We start from the raw sequence: 26,136 nt of genomic DNA, 5'->3' as shown, positions 1-26,136 counted from the left end.
AATATTACCTTTCTATTTCAAAGCGACAAAATTCGACTTCTATAGAGAGCATTCGAAAAAATCTTCTTTATACTTTAAAATTTTTCGTATAAAATAATAACGTTTGAAAGGTTATTTTGCCTAAAATTATTGGGGGTATTAAGGATGGTTTTTAAAAAGCAGGACAAGTTTAATACATTGTTAAGCAATATTGCCGTTAATCTTAAAGAAAGCGCAATGTATTTTGCTGACTACAAACTAAAAAATATTAGTGATTTAAAAATCTTTTCTGAAAAGATGAAGGAGTATGAAACTAAGGGGGATTCATTTGTTCACGAAACAATAAAGGAGCTGAACAATGCCTTCATTACGCCAATCGAAAGAGAAGATATCCTGCATCTAGCTATGGCCATGGATGATGTTCTTGATGGGTTTGAGCAAACTGCCGATTTGTTCGAGATGTACTCCATTACTGAAGCAGATGAATTTATGCTGAAATTTGTTGAAGCCATTCGCCAATGTGCGATCGAAATTGAAAAATCAGTTGAGCTACTATCAACAAAAAAATTATTAAAAATTAGAGAGCATGCAATTAAAATTAAGGATTACGAATCTAAATGCGATGGGGTTCTTCGCCAATCAATTAAGCATTTGTTCTCCGTAGAAAAAGATCCAATCCGCATTATTCAATATAAAGAAATCTATGAAAATCTTGAAGAGATTGCTGACAGCTGCCAAACAGTTGCCAACGCATTTGAAACAATTATTATGAAAAACGCGTAAGGAGCAATAACAAATGGATGCAATTTTTCTTATTACCGTTCTTATCGTCATCTTTGCCTTAGTCTTTGATTTTATTAATGGATTTCATGATACAGCAAATGCTATTGCCACTTCAGTTTCCACAAAGGCTTTAAAACCAAGACATGCCATCATTTTGGCAGCGGTGATGAATTTCGTCGGCGCAATGACTTTTACTGGTGTAGCAAAGACGATTACGAAAGATATAGTCGATCCCTTTACTTTGCAAAATGGAGATATCGTCATTTTATCAGCACTTATCGCGGCAATTTTTTGGAATCTGTTAACATGGTATTTTGGCATTCCCAGCTCTTCCTCACATGCATTAATTGGTTCTATAGCCGGAGCTGCCATTGCAGCAGCAGGTGTTTCATCTCTTAATTACAGTGGATTTATTAAAATTATTCAAGCATTAATCTTTTCACCGCTTATCGCCTTTGCGGCTGGTTTTATCGTTTATAGTATTTTTAAAGTTGTGTTTAGAAATAATAATCTTACAAAAACAAATAGAAACTTCCGTACATTTCAAATTTTCACAGCCGCACTGCAATCATACACACATGGGACAAATGATGCGCAGAAAGCAATGGGGATTATCACAATGGCTCTAATCGCCAATGGTTATGTCACTACAACCGATATCCCATTCTGGGTGCAATTCTCCTGTGCATTGGCAATGGGACTAGGAACTTCTGTCGGCGGTTGGAAAATCATCAAAACGGTCGGAGGGAAGATTATGAAGATCCGCCCTGTAAACGGTGTAGCAGCCGATTTAACAGGCGCAATGGTCATCTTTACTGCTACAGCACTCCATATGCCTGTCAGTACGACACATGTCATCTCTTCTTCTATTCTAGGTGTCGGTTCAGCACATCGTGTAAAAGGTGTTAAATGGGGGACCGCACAAAGAATGATTATTACTTGGATCATTACTTTGCCAATTTCTGCTACAGTTGCGGGGATTACTTATTTAATATTAAGTTCATTTCTTTAATTAAAAGGAGCCAGCTAATGGCTCCTTTTATGCTTTTTCGAAGCAGCAATTTAAAGTCATCTCGGTAAAACAGGAATAGGTAGGAATAGATGAATCAAATGCCATATGTTCTGTTACAGGATTTGTCACAACAATACAATCAATGCCAGCTCTTAGCGCAGCGGTGGAACCATTTATTGAATCCTCAATGACAAGCGCTTCTTCAGGCTTTATCTCCAGCTCTTCTAATACTGCTAAGTAAAGTGCAGGATCGGGCTTGACATCCAAAACATCCTCTTTTCCTTTAATTAGGCTAAAATACGATGATAATTGAAAAGCCTCTAAGTACTGGCGTATCCATTCCCGCTTTGAACTTGATGCTATCGCTAATATACAGCCAGCTTCCGTTAACTTAATAAGCAAGTTTTCTACACCTTTTCTCACAGTAATGTCTTTCGAAATATCCAAAAAAAATTCATCTACATCTTGATTTATTTTTTGGCGGTTCATCGATTCACTGATTTCAGATTCTAAATATTCAAAGAGGACTGAATCAGTCGTGCCAATACATCGAGAAAACATTGCAAGCGGCAAATCAAAATTATATTGTTTTTGAATGACATCTCTGTATGCTTTATACCAATAAGATTCTGTATCAATAATCGTGCCGTCAAAGTCAAAAATAACAAGTTTTTTCAAACAAGCACCACCTTTCGTCCTCATTATACTAAATTTTCCGTTTATTGTAATAAAGAATCTTTCGCGGCTGAATATCAATACTAGATAATAAAGCTCTTGATATCTAGAAAAAAAACGCATACTATAAAAAATGTGGCTTTTTTTTGGCTCATAGAAAGCGAGAATTTTTAACGTTATATGAAAGTCCTTTGCTAAATAGCTAATATATCGGGTAAGTAAAACTGATGTCCAAATTGCTTTGCAAATAAACAAGTTTTCCTTATTCGTCTTCACTTCTCATACTTCGTTAACCTTTACATCTTGGAGGACTAATAATGTTCAAATTAAAAGAGAATCAAACAACAGTCAAAACGGAGATCATTGCCGGCATTACGACTTTTTTAACAATGGTATATATTGTTGTTGTTAATCCGGTCATTTTATCGGATGCAGGCGTCCCTTTTGAACAAGTATTTGCTGCTACGATTATTGCAGCAGTAGTCGGTACACTGTGGATGGCTTTTTTTGCAAATTACCCGATTGCCATTGCACCTGGCATGGGGTTGAACGCATATTTTGCCTATTCTGTAGTAGGAAACGGAAATATCGATTATACAACAGCATTTGCCGCAGTGTTTGTTGCAGGAATCATTTTTATCATTTTATCATTGACTTCTTTCCGGCAAAAATTGATTGAAGCAATACCTGATAATTTAAAATTTGGGATTTCAGCTGGCATCGGATTATTTATCGCCTTCATTGGCTTGCGGATGACCGGGCTCATTACAAGCCACCCGACAAATCTCGTAGCACTTGGTGACCTTACATCAGCATCTGCTATCATGGCAATGATTGGGTTGATTGTTACCCTTATATTAATGGTGTTGAATATTACTGGCGCACTTTTTTATGGAATGATTATTACTGGTTTAATCGCCTTTTTCTCAGGTCAATTATCTTTTGATAGCGGCATACTTGCAGCTCCAACACTGCCTGAAGGCTTGATTATTTACAATCCTATTTCTGCCATCGGGGAAGTGATTGCACACGGATTATATGCAGTAGTCTTTTCATTTCTTCTAGTTACTATTTTTGACACGACAGGCACGATGGTTGGAGTGGCTCAGCAAGCTGGCCTTATGAAAGGCAAATCCTTACCTCGTGCTCGTGAAGCGCTATTATCTGATTCAGTCGCTTCAACAGTGGGGTCAATGTTTGGAACAAGCCCAACAACGGCTTTTATTGAATCATCCAGCGGGGTTGCTGCAGGAGGAAGAACTGGGCTAACCTCGCTTACGGTAGGCGTTTTGTTTATTGCTGCTGCGTTCTTTGGACCGCTCGTAAACGCTGTTTCCGGCATTTCTGCCATAACAGCGCCAGCATTAATCATTGTTGGCAGCTTAATGTTAGGAAACATTGCTCATATTAAATGGGGAGAATTAGATGAGGCATTTCCTGCCTTTTTAATTATTTTAACGATGCCGCTCACATCAAGTATAGCTACAGGAATCGCGCTTGGGTTTATTACACATCCAATTTTAAAGATATTTAAAGGCAAATGGCGCGAGGTTCATCCACTTGTTTATATTTTTGCAGTATTATTTTTATTTCAATTGATGTTTTTACCGCATTAGCAACATAAAAAAAGGCGGCAGAATTGTATCTGCCGCCTTTTTTATTTAAATTTCTGCTTCTATTTTATTATTTGGGTCATTATAAACATCTTTATTAATATCCCCAGTTATTTTACTTGTCAGAATACCAGAAGTCATCGAACCGCTGACATTTACAGCTGTACGACCCATATCAATCAATGGCTCTATAGAAATAAGCAATCCTGCCAAAGCAACAGGTAAATCTAAAGCAGACAATACAAGTATTGCTGCAAATGTAGCTCCTCCGCCAACACCTGCTACTCCAAAGGAGCTTATGGCAACAATTAATATAACAGAGAATATGAATCCTGGAGATAACGGATTGATGCCGACAGTTGGCGCAATCATTATTGCCAGCATGGCTGGATAGATACCAGCACATCCGTTCTGCCCAATTGATAGCCCGAACGAACCTGAGAAATTAGCTATTCCTTCAGATACACCTAGCGACTTTTGTGTTTTAATATTTAATGGCAATGCACCAGCGCTTGTTCTTGATGTAAAAGCAAAAGTTAAAACTGGAAATGCCTTTCTTAAATATTGTATAGGACTTAAACCAGCAAATAATAATAACAATAAATGAATGAGCATCATCACTGCTAAAGCAACGTATGAGGCAATGACAAATTTACCTAGATTTAGAATTGAATTAAAATCACTCATGGCAACCGTTTTTGTCATTATTGCCAACACGCCATATGGAGTCAAGCGCAATATTAATGTAACGACTCTCATAATAATACTATAGAAAGCATCAACTATTTTTGCAAACAGCTCTGCTTGCTCTGGTGACTTTCTTCTCACACCGAGATAGGCTATTCCTAAAAACGCTGCAAATATAACGACTGAAATCGTTGATGTAGATCTTGCACCTGTCAAATCTAAAAACGGATTAGCAGGCAGGAGATCCAGCATCTGTTGCGGAAATGACTTTCCTTCAATAGATTGATAATTCTCTTCAAGCTGTAAGCCTCTGTCAGACTCCGCATCTCCTTGATTAATTTGTATCGCTTCTAAATTAAATCCGGTTGCAGTTGCGATGCCAACCGCTGCTGCAACGGCCGTCGTTCCAATTAAAATTCCGATAATAAGCACACTTATTTTCCCAATATTATTCGTTAGCTTAAGCTTTGTAAAAGCAGCTAAAATTGAAATAAATACAAGCGGCATAACAATCATTTGCAGAAACTTCACATATCCGCCGCCGACAAGATTAAACCATTCTGTCGACTGCTGTAAAACTTCAGATTCAATACCGTATATGAACTGTAATCCGAACCCGAATACAATTCCTATTCCTAATGCAGTGAAAACTCGTTTAGAAAATGAGATATGCTTTCTTTGCATAAAAAATAATAACAAAATAAAAACAATCATAATGGCAAGATTCACTATAAATAATCCAGTATTCATTCTCTTCCCTCCTAAAATATGACTTACATACAATAATCCTTATATTCCGATATGTCAAGTGGGATATATCCACTTACTACGAATTTTATTCGATGTAACATTATAACATGCAGAAACTGAAAAAAGGTTCCTTAAGATTTCATTTAATCTTAAGAGACCTTTCTTCAGTTATTTTTTGCTTCATCTTCTTCAATTATACTTTTTTCTTATAAGTTCTTTATTTTAGCTGTACACTGCTCCATCGCTGATATGACCGCTGATCGGAAGCCTTGCTTTTCCAACTCTCCAACGGCTTCGATGGTTGCCCCGCCAGGCGTACACACTTCATCCTTTAATTCTCCTGGATGCTTACCTGTCTCTAATACCATTTTTGCTGCACCTAATACTGCTTGTGCAGCCATCTTGTATGCTTGTTCGCGCGGTACACCGTCTTTAACTCCACCATCAGCCAGCGCTTCAATAAACATATATACATAGGCTGGTGATGAACCGCTGATTGCCGGGATTGAATCCATCAAATGCTCATTTACTACTTCCACTTTTCCAAATGAAGAAAAGATCGCTTTTACCTCATTAAGATCCTCATTCGTAACAAGCTCATTTATGCATAATGCACTCATTCCTTCCCCAACTAATGAAGGGGTATTTGGCATTGAGCGAACTGCTTTAATCGGACGGAGAAATGCGTCTGTTAAATCCGATATTGATATTCCCGCGGCTATTGTAACAACAATCACTTCTTGTTTTAAGCTATCCTTTATTTCTGAGATGACCGCTTGATGAATATTCGGTTTCACAGCTAGAAAAAGAATATCTGCCGCCTCTGCAACTTGAATATTTGAAGAAGTTGTTTTTATTCCTATTGTCTCGTTGACATACGCCCTAGTAGCCTTTGATTTAGCGCTGGCAATAATCATTTCTGCCGAGACTTTCTCTGCCTTTAATATCCCGCCAATGATTGCCTGTGCCATCTTTCCGCACCCAATAAAGCCAATTGTCTTATTCATTGATTACACACCCTGTCTTAAATAGCTGATTCTCATTATACTGCTTCTTTCATTCCTTATCAAAGTCTTCAATTAAAGTGAAATCTCCTTCAGCGGGGGTTCTTCCACAACGCTGATTATCACGAAGCAATCCTCCTATACATTAGACAATCTATAGACGCTATAAAAAAGCGAAGGAGTAACCTGCTGGTTACCCCTTCGCTGCTTTATTGTATTCTTTAGTTCTCATTAACTTCTCTACGGTTTTTCTTAAACATTTTAGAAAGCACTTCATAAACGATTGGCACAATAACCAATGTAAGAATAGTTGAGCTTGCTAAACCGCCAATGACTGTAATACCAAGTCCTTTAGAAATTAAACCGCCACCGCCTGCGCCAAATACTAATGGAAGCAATGCACCCATTGTGGCAATAGCAGTCATAAGAATAGGACGAAGACGTGTTGCACCTGCTTCCAGAATGGCTTCACGCATAGTCATGCCATCGCGTTCCATATGAATGATTCTGTCAACCAATACAATCGCATTCGTTACCACAATACCTATTAACATAAGCAGCCCCATCATAACGGTTACTGAAATGGTTTCGCCTGCAATAAGCAATCCGACAAATGAGCCAATGACAGCAAATGGCAAGGAGAATAGAATGGCAAATGGCGCGACTCCTTCACCAAATGTAACAACAAGGATGAAGTATACAATTGCAATCGCTGCAAGCATTGCTACTCCTAATTGTGTAAATGTTTCTGTCATATCAGCAGATACACCCGCAACACCAGTCGTTACACCTTTAGGGAAATCTAATTTATCAATTGATTCATCCATTTCTGCTGTTGCTTTAGAAATATCATCATCAGTAATCGTACCTGAAACTGTTGCGTAATACTCACCTTCACTACGAGCAAGTGTATTTAATGTAGTTCCTTCTTCAACTGTAACAAGTTCAGACAGAGGCATTGTTTGCCCAGTTGCTGTAGGAATTTCTGTTTCAAGCATTTCATCGATTGATTTTGGCGCTTCAGTCTGTTCGCGTTGGATTACTACATCAATGTCTGTACCATCACTTTGAACAGTTGTTAATACTTCTTTATTATTCGTTTGATTCAGCGCCATTACAATTTGACCTGTCGTTAAGCCATATTGCAGGACATCTTCTTGATCTACTTTTAACACATGCTCGACATAAGCATCCTCTGTACTTGATGAAACATCTTTAATACCTTTTGTTTCATTCATTACATCTTCAACCATTTTTACTGAATCGTTCAATTTATTTAAATCTTCACTGTAGAAGGTGTAGCTTACTTCACTAGTATTCATCCCCATTGAGGTGAAATCCTGGCTTTTCCATTCACCAGTTTGACCAACATTGAATACATACTCTTCTACTTCTTCGCGGACTTCTGGGAAATTCTTAATATCCGGATCAAAGATCAAATACATTAAAGCGCCGCCGGCACCGCCGCCCATCATCGCTGCAGCAGGATCAATGGTTGTTGGGTCAGTTATTGATAATTGAAGAATATCAATATCATCACGCTTTAATAACTCTTTTTCTACTTCCTCAATATTCTCTTGTGTCACATCCATTTTTTCTCCTGTTTCAGGAGTATATGTGATGTACATTACTTTTTCCTCTTCACTGCCCAAGAAGCTGAAGCCGATTAGCGGCATTAAGCTTAATGATCCTACTAGCAGGATGACAGCTATAGCGGAAGTGATAATCTTATGATTTAACGCTTTGTTCAATACGCCTTTATACCATAATGCAAGTTTGCCGACTTCTTTATGATTACTTTCTTCCTTCTTACCATATAATTTTTTCTTAAATAAGAAGTGCGAAAGTGCGGGAACAACTGTAATCGCTACAAGAAGTGATGCACCAAGAGCGAATGTCATTGTTAATGCAAATGGCATAAATAGTTCTCCAACCATTCCGCCAACAAAGATTAACGGTGCAAAAACTGCGACTGTAACTAGTGTTGATGAAAGGATTGGCTTAAACATTTCAAGCGTGGCCTCGCGCACTAATGCACGGCCGGTAAGCTTTTCTTCCCTTAAATGCAATCTTCGGTATATGTTTTCAACGACAACGATAGAGTCATCGATAACGCGTCCGATAGCTACTGTAACAGCACCGAGTGTCATAATGTTCAATGTGATATCTAACCAATGTAATAGAAGTAAAGCCATAAAAATGGACACTGGAATAGATATGATTGAAATAATTGTTGATTTAAAGTCTCTTAAGAAAAGAAGGATGATTAGAACAGCAATCAATCCACCAAACAGCGCTTTTTCAATCATTGTATTAACTGAATCTTGAATTGGCTGACCTTGGTCTAATGAAATCTCAATGTTTAACCCTTCAAATTTCTCTTCTTCTTCTTTAACTAAATCTTTTACGCGGTTTACAACATCAACCGTATTATCTTGTTGACCTTTGACAATTTGAATCGCTATGGCATCTTCGCCATTTGTTCTTGATACTGATTGAACTTTACCAACTTTTTCAATTTCAGCAATATCACTCAGCTTAACAAAAGGAGCTGGATTCTCAGCACTAGGAGTGACTGGAATCATTATATCTTTCAATTCGTCGACAGTAGTAATTTTACCATCCACTGCAACGGCCTCTTCTGCCTCTTCAAAGTCAAAGAGACCAAGAGATAAAGCCATATCACTTGCTTGAACCAGTTCTTTAACATCTTCTTCTGTTAATTCCAATTCAGCCAGTTTCTTTTCATCAAATGTAAACTCTACTTCTTCAATATGCTGACCAGTCATTGTTGCTGAAGCAACACCATCCAGCTTCTCTACATCTGGTAGAATAACATCTTCAACAGTTGAAGTCAGTTCTACAATATCTTCATTAGAGCTGCTAATCGAAAGAGCAACGACCGGCATCGAATTCATGCTTATTGCCGTGACCGATGGCTCTTCTACATCCTCAGGCAATTCAACACCTGCAAGGGCTCTTTCTAACTGAACTTTTTTATCGTCCATATCTACGCCGTATTCATATTCAATTTGCAGACTCGCTACGTTCGAGCTTGAATTTGAATAGACGGCCTTTACATCCTCAAGACTTTCAACAGCCTTTTCCAATGGTATGGATACTTCATCCATCACTTTCTCTGGCGTAGCCCCTGGGTAGACGCCATTTACCATTAGAAACGGTATTGATATATCCGGAATGGTTTCTGTTTTCATTTGTGTTCCTGAATAAATACCTGATGCTGTGATAATAATGGTCAATAACCATACAGCCAGTTTATTTCTCAGAACAAAATTGACTATCCCTTTCACCCTGACACCTCATCTTCTTGATAAAATGAATTAAGTACATAACTATTTTACCCACATCATTCTTCATTAATAGGTACCACTATTGCAATAAAGAATGTCCTAGTATAAAACTCCCTTGACCAAAAGGGTGATATATCTTAACATATGACTAGTGGGTCATAACAAAAATAAATATAACTGACCAGTCAGTCAAAGTCAATAAATAAATTATGAAGATTTTGTTAACATGGAGGATAGTCTCCAGTTAAGGGGTTGTTGTACTTGAAAGAAAAAGAAAGGCTAATCATTGAGTCAGCAATTAAACTTTTTGCTGTTAAAGGGTTTAGCTCGACATCTGTGCAAGAAATTGCCACAGAATGCGGAATATCAAAAGGTGCCTTCTATTTATATTTTAAATCTAAAGATTCTTTGCTTGAATCTATTTTAGCGTTTTATTTCGATGAACTGCAAAAACAAATTACTATAACTGAAAACTCAAATTTACCCACTAGAGAAAAGTTTGTTGCACAGCTAACATCGACATTAGATTTGATTCGAGACAATAAAGACTTCATTATTATGCAAACTCGGGAGCAGGCCATCCCATTAAATGATAAAATTAAAGACTTAATTTTCAGCAAGCAAACAGAGCTGCAAAACTTTTACAAAAACGGTTTAAGAGCCGTATATGGCGTAGACAGCACTCCTTATTTATGGGATCTTTCTACGCTGCTTGATGGAATGGTACATGCATTTATTCGCTTTATTATTTTTGATAAAGAATTATTCTCAACAAAAGAGATTTCTGAATATATTATGAATAGAATGGATTCTATCGCAGCTAGCGTTAAAAAAGGGCCTCCCTTTATTTCTGATGATAAGATGAATCAGTTCTTTAAAAAATTAAATTATTGTACACCGATGGAAACTACTACTTCAGTCATCGCCAATATACGTGATAAGATTAAAAACTTGGATGACCGAGAGTCACTTGAGATATCTCTTGAATTAATTGAAGAGGAAATCAATTCTAAACAGCCGAGATTACCAATTATCAATGGCATGCTCTCAAATTTTAATCATTATCCAGAATTGAAGGAAGAATTAATTAATACACTGCAATCAATGGGATAATTAAAATGGATATGGAAGAAATTTGTCGATGAAAATACTAGCCTTTTCACTGGACTTTTTTGCGATATACGTTTATTTTACAATAAACAGGAAATATAGTGTATATGAGTTTTATTAAGTATTAAGCTTCTATACTTATAACATATATAAGAATGGATGGTGGGATCATGACAAATAGCAAAGTAACAAATATTAGAAAAAACGAGAAAAAAGACGTAAGCATTGGAGCAAATGTATCGTTGAATGGCCTTGTAACAGCTGTTTTCGATAATATGGTCCATGTACAAATTGGAGCAAAGATAGTAACAGTTCACATGAAAGACTTATATTCTGAAATCAATCAATCACTGCTCCAAAAACAGCAAGTAAAATCACCATCCCAATCTGGTTGAACAAACTACGTGAAAAGCGTTCAGAATAAAACAATCCATCAAAATGAGAAGCAAGCCAAAAGCTGCTTCTCATTTTTTAATGAACCTTTTCAACTGCCTTTACACTGTCAGCATTTCCAAGCAGCTGATAGTACCGGATATCAAATTTTGCGTTATCATTTGAATCTCCTTTGACTAACCATGTATAATCAGCAATTTTTTTAATCACCTCTGCACTTTCAGGAAGTCCTAACAGCGCATTTTCACCATAGGCAATCCATAGCTGTTCAGCTGATTCCGAGATAGATGATTCTTCTTCAAAACACGGACCATACTCCTTATCATCAATATGGATAATGTCTTCAATAATTGCACTTGCTGTTGGAAACATTCCTGCCCCAGGACCTTGTAAACTTATATTCCCAACAATATCTGCTTCTATGTTAATGGCATTCTGGACATCTTCTACTTGATACAATGGATGGGCTTCGGATACTAGCACAGGGCGAACTGTACAAACAACCGTTTTATTTGTTCGCTGCAATGAAGCAACATGCTTGAACCTCAATCCTAAAGATTGGAAATAGGCAATATCTTCAGATTTTATTGTTGAGATCCCTACACGAACTGCTTTTCCCCAGTCAGGCTGTTCGCCGAATAAAACTTCGCTCAAGATGACTGCTTTAAAGAATGCATCATGGCCATCAATATCATTCGTTGGATCTGCTTCAGCGTATCCAAGATCTTGCGCCAAACTTAATGCGTCAGTAAATAACAATTTTTCCTCACGCATTTTTGTTAATATAAAATTTGAAGTGCCATTTAAAATCCCTTCAATTTTTTGCACTTTATTTGCATTTAACAGTCTTTTAAGCGTTTGAATGATAGGAATCCCACCAGCCACTGTTGCTTCAAATCCAACTGTAACACCTTTTTCCTTTGCTAAAGCGTGTAAGTCTTTGCTATGGTGAGCAAACATCTCTTTATTTGCTGTTATTACATGACAGCCTCTATTAATTGCCTGCTGTAAAAAAGAGTATGCTGGTTCAATACCAACAATGGCATCAATTACAACATCAAGCTTTTGTATATTAATGATATCTTTATATTGGTCTGTTAATATGACCGATCGGTCAGATAATTTATGTTTTGAAATATTCTTCACTAGTACTGCAACTACTTTGACTTCTTTTCCTAATAATTTTTGAAGCCTGCCTTGATGCTGTTTTATTGTCTCGTATACACCCTTGCCCACAGTACCGTAACCCAATAATGCGACGTGTAAAGCCTCTTTCATCTCCATAACCTCCATTCATCTATGTGATTCCTGTTGCATTATCGTTGCAGCTTTTCAAGTTCTCTTGCCTTTAACTCTCTTCTTAAAATTTTCCCACTAATTTTTGTCTTCGGCAGTTCGTCAACTATTTCTATTTCTCTTGGAGCCGAATGTGCCGCCAATCTTGTTTTTACAAATTTCCTTATATCATCAAGCAGCTCTTCACTCGCTAAGTAACCTTTGCGAAGGATAATAAATGCCTTGACGATTTCCCCCCTTAACGGATCAGGCTTCCCAATAACTCCAGCTTCAGCGACAGCAGGATGTTCGATTAATTTACTCTCAACTTCAAATGGACCAATTCTTTCTCCAGAAGAATTAATCATGTCATCGCTTCTTCCTTGAAAGAAAATATAGCCATCTGTGTCCTGAATAGCCAGATCACCAGATACATACCACCCGTCAAATGGAAAATAAGATTGATGCTTTTCTTTATTCTTCCATACTTCCTTCATCAATCCTGGCCATGGCGCTTTTATGGCTAGATGTCCAATTGTTCCTCTTGGCTGTTCCACACCTTCATTATCTAAAATAGCTATATCGATACCTGGAAACGGCCTGCCCATTGAACCAGGCTTAATGACTTCTGAAGGCAGGTTAACAATTAGCTGCGCCCCTGTCTCAGTCATCCACCATGTATCATGAATTCTTTTGCCTAGAGAATCTAAACCCCAATAAATGACTTCTGGATTCAACGGTTCACCGACACTTAAAATATGACGGATTGCACTTAAATCATATTGCTGTTGCAATTCATCTCCCTCCGCCATTAGCATGCGGAATGCTGTCGGTGCGCTATACCAGACAGACACCTTTGTTTTTTCCAACGTTTCATACCATGCACTTGCAGCAAACCTGCCTCCATTTACAACAATGGTTGCTCGATTCAGCCATGGTGTAAAGATGCCATATACAGTGCCTGTAACCCAGCCGGGATGTGCTGTACACCAATATACATCGTCTTCTTTTAAGTCAAGCACCCACTTTCCTGTTTGGTATTGATGAACCATTGCACGATGGGCATGAATAATCCCTTTCGGCTTGCCGGTTGATCCGCTTGTATAATGAATATTCAGACCGTGCTCTGCATCCACCCATTCTAAAATATTTGCATCAATTGCTGTTTTTTCAAGCTCATTTTGAAGAAGTATTTCCTTGTCTTCAAGTCGCTCTTTGCCATCAGTGATAAATATTTTTTCTAAAGAAGGAAGTTCTTGTTTTGGCACTCTTTTTAAAAGCGCTGAATCAGTAATTAAGTATTTTCCTTCACAATCTGAAATGCGATCCTTCACTGCCTCTTCCATAAAAGCTTCAAATAACGGGCCTGCGATCGCACCAAGTTTAATAGCTGCAATCATTGTAAAATAGCAATCTGGATGCTTAGGTAGAAAAATAAAAACAAAATCTCCCTTTTTGACACCATTTGCCTTTAGGACTGTTGCAATATGATCTGTTTTGTCTTTTATCTCTTTAAAGCTATACTTTTGTTCTGCTATTCCGTCAACATAATGCAGCCCAGTCTTTTCGCCGTACCCATCTTCTACATGTTTATCAACGCATTCATATGCCATATTGACAAGACCGGTCTTATGCCAGCTAAATCGCTGTTCAATACTCTCCCAAGAGAATTGTTCATATGTTTCTTGATAGTTTATTAAATTATTATTTCCTTTTAGAGGCTCCAGCTGTTTCCGATCGATCACAGTCATTTTTCTAACTCCTTTTTTATTTAATGTCTACATGAGTTAAGTCCAGTAAGTGCAGAATTTGTTCTTTCATTTTTGCAAGTTCTAAATCTCCTCGGGCTCTTGGCTTACAGGCGTTAATCTTCAATTCTTCATATATTTCACCAGGCTGTCCCCGAAGAATAATAATGCGGTCACATAAATACAATGTTTCATCAATATCGTGTGTAACCAAGAGAATAGTAGAATGATATTTCTGCCATATTTCCAGTAATAAATCTTGAAGCTGCATTTTAGTAAATGCATCCAGTGCACTGAATGGCTCATCTAACAATAAAATTTCTGGGTTCGTAACAAGCGCCCTCGCAATCGCCACTCTCTGTGCCATCCCTCCCGATAAGTCCTTCGGGTAATGGTTATCAAATCCTGTTAATCCCACAGATTCTAAATAATGCACAGCTTTCGCATCTTTTTCTTCGAGACCAAAGGAAATATTCTCAATTACTTTCAACCATGGCATTAACCGCGGCTCCTGAAAAATCATCCCTACTTTTTCATGAACAGCTTTAACCGCTACCCCATCAATCTTGACATGGCCTTCGTAATGATGATCTAAGCCGGATAACACGCGAAGAAGTGTACTTTTTCCACATCCGCTCGTTCCTAATATGCCGATGACTTCCCCTTCATTCACTGATAGATTAATATGTTTAAAACCTGTTTCGCCATTCGAGAAGGTTCTCGAAACATTTTCGATTGCTAGCATTTCCCTCTCCTCCTAAGCTTTCCTCTCAATCGTATCCTGCCAATGCAAGGCTTTTGACTCCAATCCTTTTAAGATTGAATCAGTGATTTTACCTAAGATGGCAAATAAAACAATACTAGAAATAATTAATTCAGGTGAATAGGTGTTTTGCCCATACACGAGTAAATATCCAATTCCTGTAGATGCACCCATCAGTTCAGCGGCGACAACAAACATCCATCCAAGCCCTAATCCGCTTCGAAGTCCGACTAAAAACGAAGGCAAGGCAGCAGGCAATATGATTCTCTTTATCAGTTTTAATGAACTAAAATTATAAATTTTCCCTACCTCTATTAATTTCCGGTCAACACCTTGTATACCTGAAACAATATTTAAATACACTGGAAAAAATACACCAACCGCAATTAAAACTACTTTAGAAGGCTCGCCAATTCCCATCCAAAGAATGAACAATGGCACCCACGCAAGTGAAGGAATGGACCTGAAGGCTTGGATGAGCGGATCAAATAAACTCTCTGCCTTAGCAAAATAGCCTACCCCCGCTCCAACAACAACAGCGGCAGCAGTACCGATAAGAAATCCGATAAATAAGCGGTAAAGCGTAATTCCTGTATGCCCCCATAAGCTCCCATCGACTGCCATATTTAATAATGATTGAAATATAATGGATGGTGCAGGAAGCAGATGGGGCGGGAACACTCCAGTTCCGCTTAAATATTCCCAAGCAATCATTAAAATGATTGGAACAATACTGCCTAAAGCAGCATTTCTTGCTTTTGTACTCCATTGAAGATTCTTCTTCCTTTTTTCCTCAATCTTTGGTGAAGCAACGGTAGCTTTCATACTCATTTAAGAAAACCTCCCTTCAAAAAGTAGTGTTACTTTATTACCTCTTCAGAAAAGGCTGGATTGATTAAGCCATCCACAAGTTCTTCTAAATTGTCACTTTTTATAATGCCTTCTTTTTGAAGCACTTCTCCCGCTGCTGTTAATGCTGTCTTCTGGTCTTCCCCTGGAATCGGATTTGAAAAATCATTTCTTTCCATTTCCTTTTCTGCAACTTGCTCTGTAATTTGAGCTTCTTCTGCTAAAATCTTCGCTGCTTCTTCTGGATTATCTAAAACCCATTGACGGGCTTTTTCATAAGCTTCAATTACTTTTTTCACCTGGTCAGGATATTTTTCAGCGAATTCATTGCGTACATTTAAAGTGCCGTAAGTATTAAATTCTGGATTGCGGTAAAGAAACTTCGTATCAGCCTCCAGTTCAAGCTTTGCCATATGCGGATCCAGTCCAGCCCATGCATCTACTTGACCAGTCGTTAAGGCGCTCCCTCCATCCGCATGCTGAAGATTAACGATTTCTACATCCGATGCCTTAAGCCCCGCTTCACTCAATGAGCGCAGAAGAAAAATATGTGGGTCTGTGCCGATTGCCGCCGCTACTTTTTTCCCTTTTAAATCTTCAACAGTTGAAAGGGGTGCATCTCCAGTCGTTAATAGCGCTGTCCATTCAGGCTTTGAGTATATATAAACTGACTCAATTGGCGCACCATTAGCTTTAGCGATTAAGGCTGCTGCACCAGCAGTAGATCCAAAATCCACACTGCTGCTATTTAAAAATTCCAATGCTTTATTGCTGCCCTGACTTAAAACAAATTCAATATCAATTCCATCTTCTTTAAATGCTTCTTCAGCCCAGCCGAATTTTTTCAATACAACGCTTGTTGGCGAATAATAAGCATAATCCAAAACAATTTTCGCTGGCTTATCATCTTTAGCGCCACCTGAGGCCTCATCATTCCCACATCCACTAGCAATTACAATAAATAAAGCAACTGACAACCATATGACCCACTTCTTCATTTATTCTGTCTCTCCTCAAAAAGATTGTTATTAAATTTCACATGCAAATGTCACGATTGATCCTCTTAAACGCTGTGCTTCTTTATATGTGCAGCGGTTTTGAACAACTTCCAGCCCTGCTTCTTTTGCGACCTCTACTGCTTTAGGACTGATTACCCCTTCTTGAAGCCAAAATACTTGCGGATTAATTTCGACTGCTTCTTTCGCGACCTCAATTGCAGCTTCCGGGCTTCTGAACACTTGGACGATGTCGATTTTAAATGGAATCGATATTAAATCTGGATATGCCTGCTCTCCAAGTACCTCTGTTTCCCTTGGATTAACCGGTACAATTTGATAACCTAGTCGCTGCATTTTTCTTGCAAGTCGATAACTTGGTCTTGCAGGGTTTCCGCTTAAACCAACAACAGCTATTCTTTTTGCTCGCTGCTGCTCATTGTCGCCGTCAGCTTCTTTTAATACCGACGACTGCAACGCCCAGCGAATCACACCTTCGTCATTGACCGCGGTATCGCCCTTTTGCTCCCCTTTTGAAGAAATGCCAGTTGCTTTGTAAAACGCCTGATCCAAATCGTTTGTTAAATCTCTTACTGATTCAATGCCGACAGATAGACGAATCAATTCCTCACTTACACCACTTTTGATTAAATCGTCTCCGCTTAATTGCTGATGCGTTGTGGAAGCCGGATGAATGATGAGTGATTTAGCATCGCCAACATTCGCCACATGCGACCAAAGTGCAATTTCGTCAATTACCTTTTTTCCTGCTTCCCTTCCACCTTTAATACCAAAGTTCACAATCGAACCGAATCCTGTCGTTAAATATTTTTTGGCAAGGTCATGTGCAGGATGCTTTTTTAAACCAGGATACGCGACCCAGTCAACCGCTGGATGATTATCAAGAAAATTAGCAATTTTCACTGCATTCTCATTATGCTTTTCAATTCTTAAATGTAATGTTTCTAGACCTTGTATTAATAAAAATGCACTATGCGGACTTAATGATGAGCCAAAATCTCTAAGAAGCTGCACTCTTAACTTAGTGCTAAATGCCAGTGTGCCAAATTCATTTGCATAAACAATACCGTTATAGCTTGGGTCAGGATTAGTAAAGCCCGGAAACTTCTCGCTATTCCAATTAAAGCGTCCTCCATCTACAACAAGACCGCCAATTGTAGTACCATGACCGCCTATCCATTTCGTTGCTGAATGAATGACAATATCTGCACCCCAGCGAATCGGCTTGCAAAGATACGGTGAAGCAAACGTATTGTCAATAATCAATGGGATGCCATTTTCATGGGCAATATCAGCTACTGCTTCTACATCAAGAACATGAAGGCTCGGATTTCCGATGATTTCACCGTATAACGCTTTTGTTTTTTCAGTTATCGCCTTTCTATAATTCTCTGGATCTGATCCATCTACAAAGCGGACTTTAATTCCGTATTTTGGTAGGGTAATAGCAAATAGGTTATACGTCCCACCATAAAGATTGGAAGCTGCAACAATTTCATCACCTGCCTGTGCAATGTTCATAATAGACAAGGCAATAGCGGCCATTCCAGATGAAGTTGCTACCGCTGCTACACCGTCTTCAAGGAGCGCAATTCTTTTCTCCAATACGTCAACTGTCGGATTCCCTATTCGAGAATATATATTACCTGTTTCATCTAGCGAAAAAAGGCTTTGAGCATGTTCAGTATTATGGAATACATATGAACTCGTTTGGTAAATTGGAACCGCTCTTGAACCGGTTGTTGGATCAGGCGACTGCCCACCGTGAAGTAAAATTGTTTCATCATCATAAGTGTTGTATTGATTCGTCATTTTAATCTCTCCTCTTAATTTTGTAATGAATTATAAAATAAAAACCCCTCTCCAGATAGAAGAGGGGGCCTCATCTTATCTGCCAGACTAAACGTCTGCAGGATTTAGCACCTTTTCAAGCATATGCTTGAAGGTTGCCGGACTTCATCGGGCCTGATCCCTCCGTCACTCTTGATAAGAATTATTTAATTGAGTAATACTTTAAAACTTTAACCACAAAAAGAATTATAGTAAAAAACTGTCGACTCGTCAATTACTATTCTGAAATTAATCTATTTTCTAAATAAAACAACTATTATAATATAATATTTAGCATGGCTTATTCCAAATAAAAACCCCTTCTGCCAAAGACAGAAGGGGATGCTTGAATACATGATTCAAAGTCTACCGCCTCTCATCTTTGGAAAGTATCTTTCCTCTGAAATTGGCACCGTGCAAATATTGCTGGTTGCCGAGGCTTCATAGGGTCAGTCCCTCCACCTCTCTTGATAAGAAGATTCATATTCTAATTGAATTTCATGATATACTTTTCAATTAATGCAGTCAATAGTTTTTTGAAAATTTTTTCTAAATAGGCTTGTATGAATGCCGATCTTATTCTCAATTTTTTTGAATTAAGGTTAAGAAATGCTGAAGTATTCTTGCCGTTAATCCCCATATTACACGATCCTCGTAATAATAAAATACCTCTTCCATCTTCCGAGATTGCCATTTATACTTTTCTCCACCAGGTATTTGATGATACGGGAAATCACCATTTAGCTCCGGTTTGAAGTCAATATAATGGATTTTTGCTCCCTCATTCAAGAAGTGCTTAATCGGCACTGTAAATACCTCCTCTACTTCAGACGGATTCGGAGTAAAACTTGGGCTGTTTGGCAACCTGCCTACGTACGGATATATAATAGTTTTAAATGGAGTAATCATATAATCAAGTGAAGCAAACACCTCAATTTCCTGTTCTGTAATACCTAGTTCTTCGGTGGTTTCCCTCACGGCTGTATACTTTTCGTTTTTATCTCCTTCATCCACACGACCGCCGGGAAAGCAGATCTCGCCTGGCTGCCTCCTCATTTTAAGCGACCTTACTTCAAACAAAATATGTGTCTGACCTTCCTTTTCAATTAGAGGAAGAAGGACAGCAAATTTTGCGAATTGTTCACTGCCTAAAATAACGGGCTTGCGGTCTGAAAGTTGTTCAACTAACTGCTTTATTTCCATCATGCCACCTCCATCACTGCCAATATTCATTATATACTATGATACGCTATATTATCTTTATACTCCAAAGCAGGGATGAACGAACGTACATATTTATTAGAAAATCTTGCCGTTCGTAAAGGCCTTAGATTTTCATATGCGGCTTTATCATAGATAGCTTTACTAAGAACGAATTTCCCTTTTAAATCGCCAAAAAATTTTATACTTCCCCATTCCTTTTAAAAAATTAGGTACTAAAAAGAGGCTTGGACAGAAGTATTTCAGGCATTGAAAAAACCGAGCTATCATGCGAAATTCTGATTTAGAGTTTCGTAATAGTCGGTTTATTTAATAACATCGCTTAATTAAATTAGTACTGATTCGGTTTTAAGAATGGTTCATTTAGTTATGTCCCAGTCTCTTGCATTTCAGATCCCGATGTGGGGCAGTCTCATTTATTTAAGCGGTTCATCTATCTTCATTTTTGACAGCTTGATCGGCTTGGTCTCCCCAGCATTCCACATTCTTCAATCCTTTAATATTGTTCACATGGAAGACAGGATCCTTTCCGCTTTTCTTTTGTTTTTGATAATCCGCCAATGCAGCAAAGGCAATCTTCCCAAGAAGGGCAATGGCAATAAGGTTAATGATGGCCATCAGTCCCATAAGCAGGTCGGCCAGATTCCAAACAAACTGCAGGGAAGCAAGGGAACCGAATACGACCATTCCCACTACAGCACCCCTGTAAATATGGAGCCAAATCTTATTTTCATTGATAAAGCCAATATTAGATTCACCATAATAGTAGTTTCCTAAAATAGAGCTGAACGCGAATAAAAGGACAATGATCGCCAGGAAGATTCCTGCCCATGAACCCAGGCTTGTCCCAAGTGCATTTTGAGTGAGGACAATTCCATCCGACTCCTTGGAAGTATACAGTCCGGAGAATAAGATGATGAAGGCCGTCGAGCTGCAAATGACAAGTGTATCGACAAAGACACCAAGGGACTGAATGAGGCCCTGTTTCACCGGATGGCTGACATCCGCCGTCGCACCTGCATTCGGTGCGCTCCCCATCCCTGCTTCGTTGGAAAAAAGTCCGCGCTTGATTCCGTTCATCATGGCAGCGCCAAGGGCACCGCCTGCCACTTCGCTAATGCCAAAGGCACTTTCAAATATTAAGGCAAAGATACTAGGTAGCTCCTTAATATTCATGATGATAACAACCAAGGCAACCAATACATAGGCTCCTGCCATGATCGGGACAATGACTTCAGATACTTTCGCAATCGTTTTTATCCCGCCGAATATGATGACGGCCGTCACGACAGCCAAAATGAGCGCCATCACCCATTTTGAAATGCCAAATGATTCATGTAAGGCACTTGTGATGGTATTGGCCTGCACAGAATTGAACGCCAGTCCGAAGGTCAATGAAATTAGCACCGCGAATGTGATTCCCATCCAGCGAGCATTCAACGCCTTTTCCATATAATAGGCCGGACCTCCGCGGAAGGCATCACCATCCTTCACCTTATAAATCTGGGCAAGAGTGGTTTCCACGAAAGCGGATGCAGAACCAATAAGAGCAATAAGCCACATCCAAAAAACAGCACCCGGCCCCCCCGTCGTAATGGCGATGGCGACACCCGCCAGATTACCTGTTCCGACCCGTGAAGCCGTACTGATACAAAAAGCCTGGAAAGATGATACCCCTTTTTTATCTGCAGTGGCACCTTCCCCCAAAAGCTTGAACATTTCCTTTACCATCCTGAATTGAACGAACTTGGTCCGGAAGGTAAAATAAAGACCCATGCCAATCAGCAAAATAATCAATATGTATGACCATAATGCATTATTCAACGTACTAATAACCGTTTCTAACATCTCCATAACAAACAACCACCTCTGTTAACCTCTTGTATTAATATACGGAATAATATCCACAGTCATCACTGCTCTCTTCTTTATTACCCTTTCTACTTAGAACGTACACTATCATGGAGTATACATTAAAAAAGGAGTTTCCGAAACAGGAAATCTTCTGCACCGGAATTTACCCTGCACGATAAAGTCATTAGACGGCATGCACATAAAAGGACCCGGATCATTTGCGACCCGGGTCCTTTCTTTATTTTTCTACTGTATATTCCATTGCTGCCTTCTTTTTGAAACGCGGGAATCCAATTAGAATGGCGACGACTCCGCATATCGCGATTAAGAAAGGATAGTACGAATATGGCAGGATGCTAACAGGTGAAATTTTCGCAACTCCCGCTGCTACCAGCAATTGCGCTCCATATGGGATGAGACCCTGTATGCAGCAGGCAAAGAGGTCGAGTACACTGGCTGACTTCCGAGGGTCAATACCAAACTTATCCGCTATATTCTTGGCAAGCGGACCGGCAATCACAATGGAAATGGTATTATTGGCCGTGGAGAGGTTCGTTAAGCTGACCAAACCGGCAATGCTGAATTCTGCCCCTTGTTTAGACTTTATATTACGGGTCATGGTGTGAAGTAGAAAATCAATGCCGCCGTTATGCTTGATGACGGCCACCATTCCGGCAATCAGGATGGCAAGAAAAGAAATTTCGTACATACCCGCCATGCCTTCCCCAACCTTTTGAATAACTCCCATCAATTTGTAACTGCCGTCCGCAAGTCCAATGATTCCGGCAAACAAAATTCCAAGCGCAAGGACAAGGAATACGTTGAGTCCCGCAAGCGCTGTGATCAGCACAAACATGTATGGGAGAATTTTCACCCAGCTATAAGACTGTTCCGAAATATCCGCCTGTTCCCCCATCGTTAATATGCCAAGGATGATACATGTGATGACCGCTGCCGGCAGGACAATGAAAAAATTCACCTTGAATTTATCTTTCATTTTCGTTCCTTGTGTTCGAACAGAGGCAATGGTTGTATCCGAGATGAAGGACAGGTTGTCCCCGAACATCGCTCCTCCAATGACAGTTGCCATGGAAAGAGCAAGCGAGATATCCGTTTGCTCACTGATTCCAACCCCGATTGGTGCCAGCGCCACGATAGTTCCCACGCTAGTACCCATTGAAAGGGAAATGAAGCAGGCAATGAGGAAAATGCCTACCAACAGCAGGTTTTGGGGAACAACCGATAATGCGAAATTAACGGTTGACTCTACTGCCCCCATTCCATTGGCCACTTCTGCAAATCCGCCTGCAAGAAGGAAAATGACAACCATCAGCATGATATTGGAATCCCCGGCGCCCTTACAAAAGATTTCTACTTTTTCGCTGAATGATTCCTTCCGGTTCATGGCCAGGGCAGCCGCCCCAGCTATTGATATAGCCACGATGACGGGAAAGGTATAGAAGTCACCTGTAATGACGCCGGAGCCTATAAATAACACTAAAAAAACGAGAAACGGCAATAATGCCCATGGATTTCCTTTTTGATTTGCATTCATGATGTACACCTCTTTGTAAATGTAATGTGCTAAAGCTAAAATGTAAAAAAGACCTCTTCCTGTTATACATGTCAACAAGAAGAGGTCTTTTAATCTATAAAACACCCTCCTTATCTTTCAGGCTCATCCACCTGCTGGATTTGGCACAGCACTTACTGTAAGTCTGCTGCCGAGACATCTTAGGGCCAGTCCCTCCGTCTCTCTTGATAAGAAGATCATCATATTCTCTTTTTAGAAAGCAAGTATAAGAGTAACGTATAACAACCATTTACGCAAGGGATATCGTAAAGTATTTGCATGGCGGTTTTTCCCAAGGATAGACAAGGTCATTCAGGGATAGGCGGGATGTGAGAACCTGCTCCCCATAGATCAGCTCCTCATTTTTCTGACTGGCATTCGATCTTCTGATTTGATATCTGTGTATATAATGATAGGCTATCTAAGTAGGCTTTTTCCGCTTATTGAAAAAAAGACATTCCCCTCTAAACTATCCAATCATTCGGCAAATCGCATTTTCCATATTATTAAAAAAACTTGGCATAGCAAATTCCTTAGGCAACTTATGCGGCTTTATGCTTAGTATCATTCCTAAGGACTAATTTCCCTTTTAACACGCCAAAAGCTTTATGTTTTTCTATTAGATAAAAATAAAAAACCGGTCAGCGCCGCAGCGACTAACCGATTATTATTTATTTCGCTTGCTCGTCCATTAAATGACAAGCCACTTGTTGAAAACCACCATTCCCAACATTCATTAATTTTGGTTCTTCCACTGCACAGCGTTCAAATGCATATGGACAGCGGGTATGGAATCGACAGCCTACTGGCGGATCAATTGGTGAAGGCACATCCCCTTTTAAAATGATGCGTTCTTTTTTCTCTGCAATATTTGTGCTTGGAATGGCTGATAATAGCGCTTGAGTATACGGATGCTTCGGGTCGTCAAACAATGCTTTTTTATCTGCTATTTCTACAATTTTCCCTAAATACATCACGATAATTCGATCAGAGATATGGCGCACTACACCTAAATCATGGGAAATAAACAAATAAGTTAATTTAAATTGCCTTTGCAAATCCTTTAATAAATTCAATACTTGTGCTTGTATGGACACATCGAGTGCAGATACCGCTTCATCACATACAATCAGCTTCGGATTTACTGATAACGCTCTGGCAATTCCGATTCTTTGTCGTTGTCCTCCACTAAATTCATGGGGATACCGATCCATTTGATGTGCGCCAATACCGACTGTTTCCAATAGCTCCTGAATTTTTTTGCGCCTATCCTTCCTCGGTACAACGCTTTGTATCTCCATTGCCTCTTCAAGAATTTGGCTGACCGTCTGTCTTGGATTTAACGAAGCGTATGGATCCTGAAAAATTATTTGCAAATCTTTCCGTTTTTTTCTCATTTGTGCTTTGCTCAGTGAAATTAAATCTTCACCTTCAAAAAGCACATTGCCTGAATAAGGATTATCCAATCTTAATATCGCACGTCCTGTGGTAGATTTTCCGCAACCGGACTCTCCTACAATACTAACTGTCTCTCCTTCATTTACGGTAAAACTTATATCATCAACTGCTTTGACATGATTAACAGTTCGGCCAAAAACTCCTCCTTTAATAGGAAAATATTGCTTTAACTCTTTCACCTCTAATAGTGCCTGATTACTCATGTGCATTCACCGCCTTACCTTGTTTTTCCCATTCCTCTGAATGAATCCAGCAACGAACTTTATCGCCATCAAATGTTTCCTCAAGATGCGGAAGCTTGGTAAGGCATATTTCCTTTGCATGCGGACATCTCGGAGCAAAACGGCATCCTTCTGGAAGATGAAAAGGATTAGGCACAGATCCAGGGATAATTGACAAATCACCTTCAACATCCTCATCATGCTTTGGTACCGAATTCAATAGTCCAATCGTATAAGGATGTTTTGGATTAGTGAAAATCGTTTTTACATCCGCATATTCAACTACTTTGCCGCAATACATAACTGCTACTTTATCGCACATTTCTGCGACTACGCCTAAATCATGTGTGATAATCATTAAAGAAGTGCCCAATTCTTTCTGCAGATTTTTTATTAATTCCAAAATTTGCGCTTGGATTGTTACATCCAATGCTGTTGTTGGCTCATCTGCAATTAATAATTCAGGGTTGCAAGCTAATGAAATGGCAATCATGACACGCTGCCTCATTCCCCCTGAAAGTTCAAATGGATATTGCTTAGCTCTTTTTTCAGGCGAAGGAATTCCAACGAGCTTTAACATATCCACCGCCTTAGCCCATGCCTTCTTTTTATTCAGCTTTTGGTGGATTCGAATAGATTCTGCAATTTGCTCTCCGCATGTAAGTGTTGGATTTAGCGAGGTCATCGGTTCCTGGAAAATCATTGATATATTATTTCCGCGAATCTCTCTCATTTGTTTTTTCGTCTTCTTAACTAAATCCTCGCCCTTAAATATGACTTCCCCTTCTTTAATTCTGCCAGCAGGCTCTTGCAATAATCGAAGGATACTCAGAGAAGTAATACTCTTCCCGGATCCTGATTCACCAACAATGCCTAATGTTTTCCCTTTTTCAATTGATAAATCTACTCCATCAACAGCCTTCACTTCTCCTTCATCAGTAAAAAAGGAGGTACATAGATTTTTCACTTCAAGAATTTTATCTTCTTTTGTTAAATTCAACTTATCTTCAC

The 26,136-nt window shown here is 39.1% G+C and carries 20 protein-coding genes and 3 riboswitches; of the genes, 5 read left to right on the top strand and 15 right to left on the bottom strand.

The window, feature by feature from the left end:
• The first annotated feature begins 144 nt into the window (after nucleotides 1-144).
• Nucleotides 145-762, top strand: a complete 618-nt coding sequence (locus CWS20_RS10795) for a DUF47 domain-containing protein (RefSeq protein ID WP_066195695.1) — start codon at nucleotides 145-147, stop codon at nucleotides 760-762.
• A 13-nt stretch (nucleotides 763-775) separates the two neighbouring features.
• A complete protein-coding gene (locus CWS20_RS10790; protein ID WP_066195690.1) occupies nucleotides 776-1,774 on the top strand; it encodes an inorganic phosphate transporter in 999 nt (332 codons plus the stop codon).
• Nucleotides 1,775-1,801: 27 nt separating this feature from the next.
• Here the strand turns inward: CWS20_RS10790 and CWS20_RS10785 are convergent, their stop codons facing one another.
• Nucleotides 1,802-2,452 carry an HAD family hydrolase gene (locus CWS20_RS10785; protein WP_066195687.1) on the bottom strand — a complete coding sequence of 217 codons (651 nt, stop codon included), beginning with the start codon at nucleotides 2,450-2,452 and terminating at the stop codon, nucleotides 1,802-1,804.
• A gap of 314 nt (nucleotides 2,453-2,766) precedes the next feature.
• Between CWS20_RS10785 and CWS20_RS10780 the strand changes: the two genes are divergently transcribed.
• Entirely contained in the window at nucleotides 2,767-4,065 is a 1,299-nt protein-coding gene (locus tag CWS20_RS10780) for an NCS2 family permease (RefSeq protein ID WP_066195685.1), read from the top strand.
• A gap of 45 nt (nucleotides 4,066-4,110) precedes the next feature.
• On the opposite strand, the gene CWS20_RS10775 is transcribed toward CWS20_RS10780, so the two are convergent.
• The 3 genes from CWS20_RS10775 to CWS20_RS10765 form a co-directional block, all read right to left on the bottom strand.
• Nucleotides 4,111-5,499, bottom strand: coding sequence for an L-cystine transporter (locus CWS20_RS10775; protein ID WP_066195682.1), 1,389 nt, complete (start codon nucleotides 5,497-5,499; stop codon nucleotides 4,111-4,113).
• A 206-nt stretch (nucleotides 5,500-5,705) separates the two neighbouring features.
• Entirely contained in the window at nucleotides 5,706-6,506 is an 801-nt protein-coding gene (proC, locus tag CWS20_RS10770) for a pyrroline-5-carboxylate reductase (RefSeq protein ID WP_066195679.1), read from the bottom strand.
• Nucleotides 6,507-6,724: 218 nt separating this feature from the next.
• On the bottom strand, nucleotides 6,725-9,814 hold the full coding sequence (locus CWS20_RS10765) for an efflux RND transporter permease subunit (protein ID WP_066195676.1): 3,090 nt from the start codon (nucleotides 9,812-9,814) through the stop codon (nucleotides 6,725-6,727).
• A 261-nt stretch (nucleotides 9,815-10,075) separates the two neighbouring features.
• Between CWS20_RS10765 and CWS20_RS10760 the strand changes: the two genes are divergently transcribed.
• Nucleotides 10,076-10,927, top strand: coding sequence for a TetR/AcrR family transcriptional regulator (locus CWS20_RS10760; RefSeq protein ID WP_066195673.1), 852 nt, complete (start codon nucleotides 10,076-10,078; stop codon nucleotides 10,925-10,927).
• A gap of 167 nt (nucleotides 10,928-11,094) precedes the next feature.
• Nucleotides 11,095-11,319 carry a hypothetical protein gene (locus CWS20_RS10755; protein ID WP_066195671.1) on the top strand — a complete coding sequence of 75 codons (225 nt, stop codon included), beginning with the start codon at nucleotides 11,095-11,097 and terminating at the stop codon, nucleotides 11,317-11,319.
• Nucleotides 11,320-11,395: 76 nt separating this feature from the next.
• Here CWS20_RS10755 and CWS20_RS10750 read toward each other — a convergent pair whose 3' ends face one another.
• From CWS20_RS10750 to CWS20_RS10700, 11 genes are all read right to left on the bottom strand, one after another.
• Entirely contained in the window at nucleotides 11,396-12,595 is a 1,200-nt protein-coding gene (locus CWS20_RS10750; RefSeq protein ID WP_066195665.1) for a homoserine dehydrogenase, read from the bottom strand.
• Between the two features lie 38 nt (nucleotides 12,596-12,633).
• Nucleotides 12,634-14,343, bottom strand: a complete 1,710-nt coding sequence (gene acsA, locus CWS20_RS10745) for an acetate--CoA ligase (protein WP_066195662.1) — start codon at nucleotides 14,341-14,343, stop codon at nucleotides 12,634-12,636.
• A gap of 16 nt (nucleotides 14,344-14,359) precedes the next feature.
• On the bottom strand, nucleotides 14,360-15,085 hold the full coding sequence (locus CWS20_RS10740; protein WP_066195659.1) for an ABC transporter ATP-binding protein: 726 nt from the start codon (nucleotides 15,083-15,085) through the stop codon (nucleotides 14,360-14,362).
• A gap of 12 nt (nucleotides 15,086-15,097) precedes the next feature.
• Nucleotides 15,098-15,934: an ABC transporter permease gene (locus tag CWS20_RS10735; RefSeq protein WP_066195656.1), complete on the bottom strand. Its 837-nt coding sequence runs from the start codon at nucleotides 15,932-15,934 to the stop codon at nucleotides 15,098-15,100.
• A 29-nt stretch (nucleotides 15,935-15,963) separates the two neighbouring features.
• Nucleotides 15,964-16,950 carry an aliphatic sulfonate ABC transporter substrate-binding protein gene (locus tag CWS20_RS10730; RefSeq protein WP_066195652.1) on the bottom strand — a complete coding sequence of 329 codons (987 nt, stop codon included), beginning with the start codon at nucleotides 16,948-16,950 and terminating at the stop codon, nucleotides 15,964-15,966.
• A gap of 30 nt (nucleotides 16,951-16,980) precedes the next feature.
• Entirely contained in the window at nucleotides 16,981-18,780 is a 1,800-nt protein-coding gene (locus tag CWS20_RS10725; RefSeq protein WP_066195648.1) for a PLP-dependent aspartate aminotransferase family protein, read from the bottom strand.
• Nucleotides 18,781-18,852: 72 nt separating this feature from the next.
• Nucleotides 18,853-18,961: riboswitch (SAM riboswitch) on the bottom strand.
• A 210-nt stretch (nucleotides 18,962-19,171) separates the two neighbouring features.
• Nucleotides 19,172-19,275: riboswitch (SAM riboswitch) on the bottom strand.
• A gap of 105 nt (nucleotides 19,276-19,380) precedes the next feature.
• Nucleotides 19,381-20,001 (bottom strand): NUDIX hydrolase, encoded by a 621-nt coding sequence (locus CWS20_RS10720; protein WP_066195645.1) that lies wholly within the window; start codon nucleotides 19,999-20,001, stop codon nucleotides 19,381-19,383.
• 447 nt (nucleotides 20,002-20,448) lie between these two features.
• On the bottom strand, nucleotides 20,449-21,873 hold the full coding sequence (locus CWS20_RS10715) for an alanine/glycine:cation symporter family protein (RefSeq protein WP_066195642.1): 1,425 nt from the start codon (nucleotides 21,871-21,873) through the stop codon (nucleotides 20,449-20,451).
• 238 nt (nucleotides 21,874-22,111) lie between these two features.
• Nucleotides 22,112-23,428 (bottom strand): Na+/H+ antiporter NhaC family protein, encoded by a 1,317-nt coding sequence (locus CWS20_RS10710; RefSeq protein WP_066195639.1) that lies wholly within the window; start codon nucleotides 23,426-23,428, stop codon nucleotides 22,112-22,114.
• A gap of 107 nt (nucleotides 23,429-23,535) precedes the next feature.
• Nucleotides 23,536-23,641: riboswitch (SAM riboswitch) on the bottom strand.
• A gap of 476 nt (nucleotides 23,642-24,117) precedes the next feature.
• Nucleotides 24,118-25,107, bottom strand: coding sequence for an ABC transporter ATP-binding protein (locus tag CWS20_RS10705; protein WP_066195633.1), 990 nt, complete (start codon nucleotides 25,105-25,107; stop codon nucleotides 24,118-24,120).
• Nucleotides 25,100-26,125, bottom strand: a complete 1,026-nt coding sequence (locus CWS20_RS10700) for an ABC transporter ATP-binding protein (protein WP_066195631.1) — start codon at nucleotides 26,123-26,125, stop codon at nucleotides 25,100-25,102. The genes CWS20_RS10705 and CWS20_RS10700 overlap by 8 nt, the downstream gene beginning before the upstream one ends.
• Nucleotides 26,126-26,136: the final 11 nt, after the last annotated feature.

Source organism: Cytobacillus horneckiae (genome assembly GCF_002835735.1).
In the GTDB taxonomy this organism is placed as follows: domain Bacteria; phylum Bacillota; class Bacilli; order Bacillales; family Cytobacillaceae; genus Cytobacillus; species Cytobacillus horneckiae.
The sequence above is the reverse complement of the archived record's forward strand: the minus strand, read 5'-3'. Positions and strand labels throughout refer to the sequence as shown.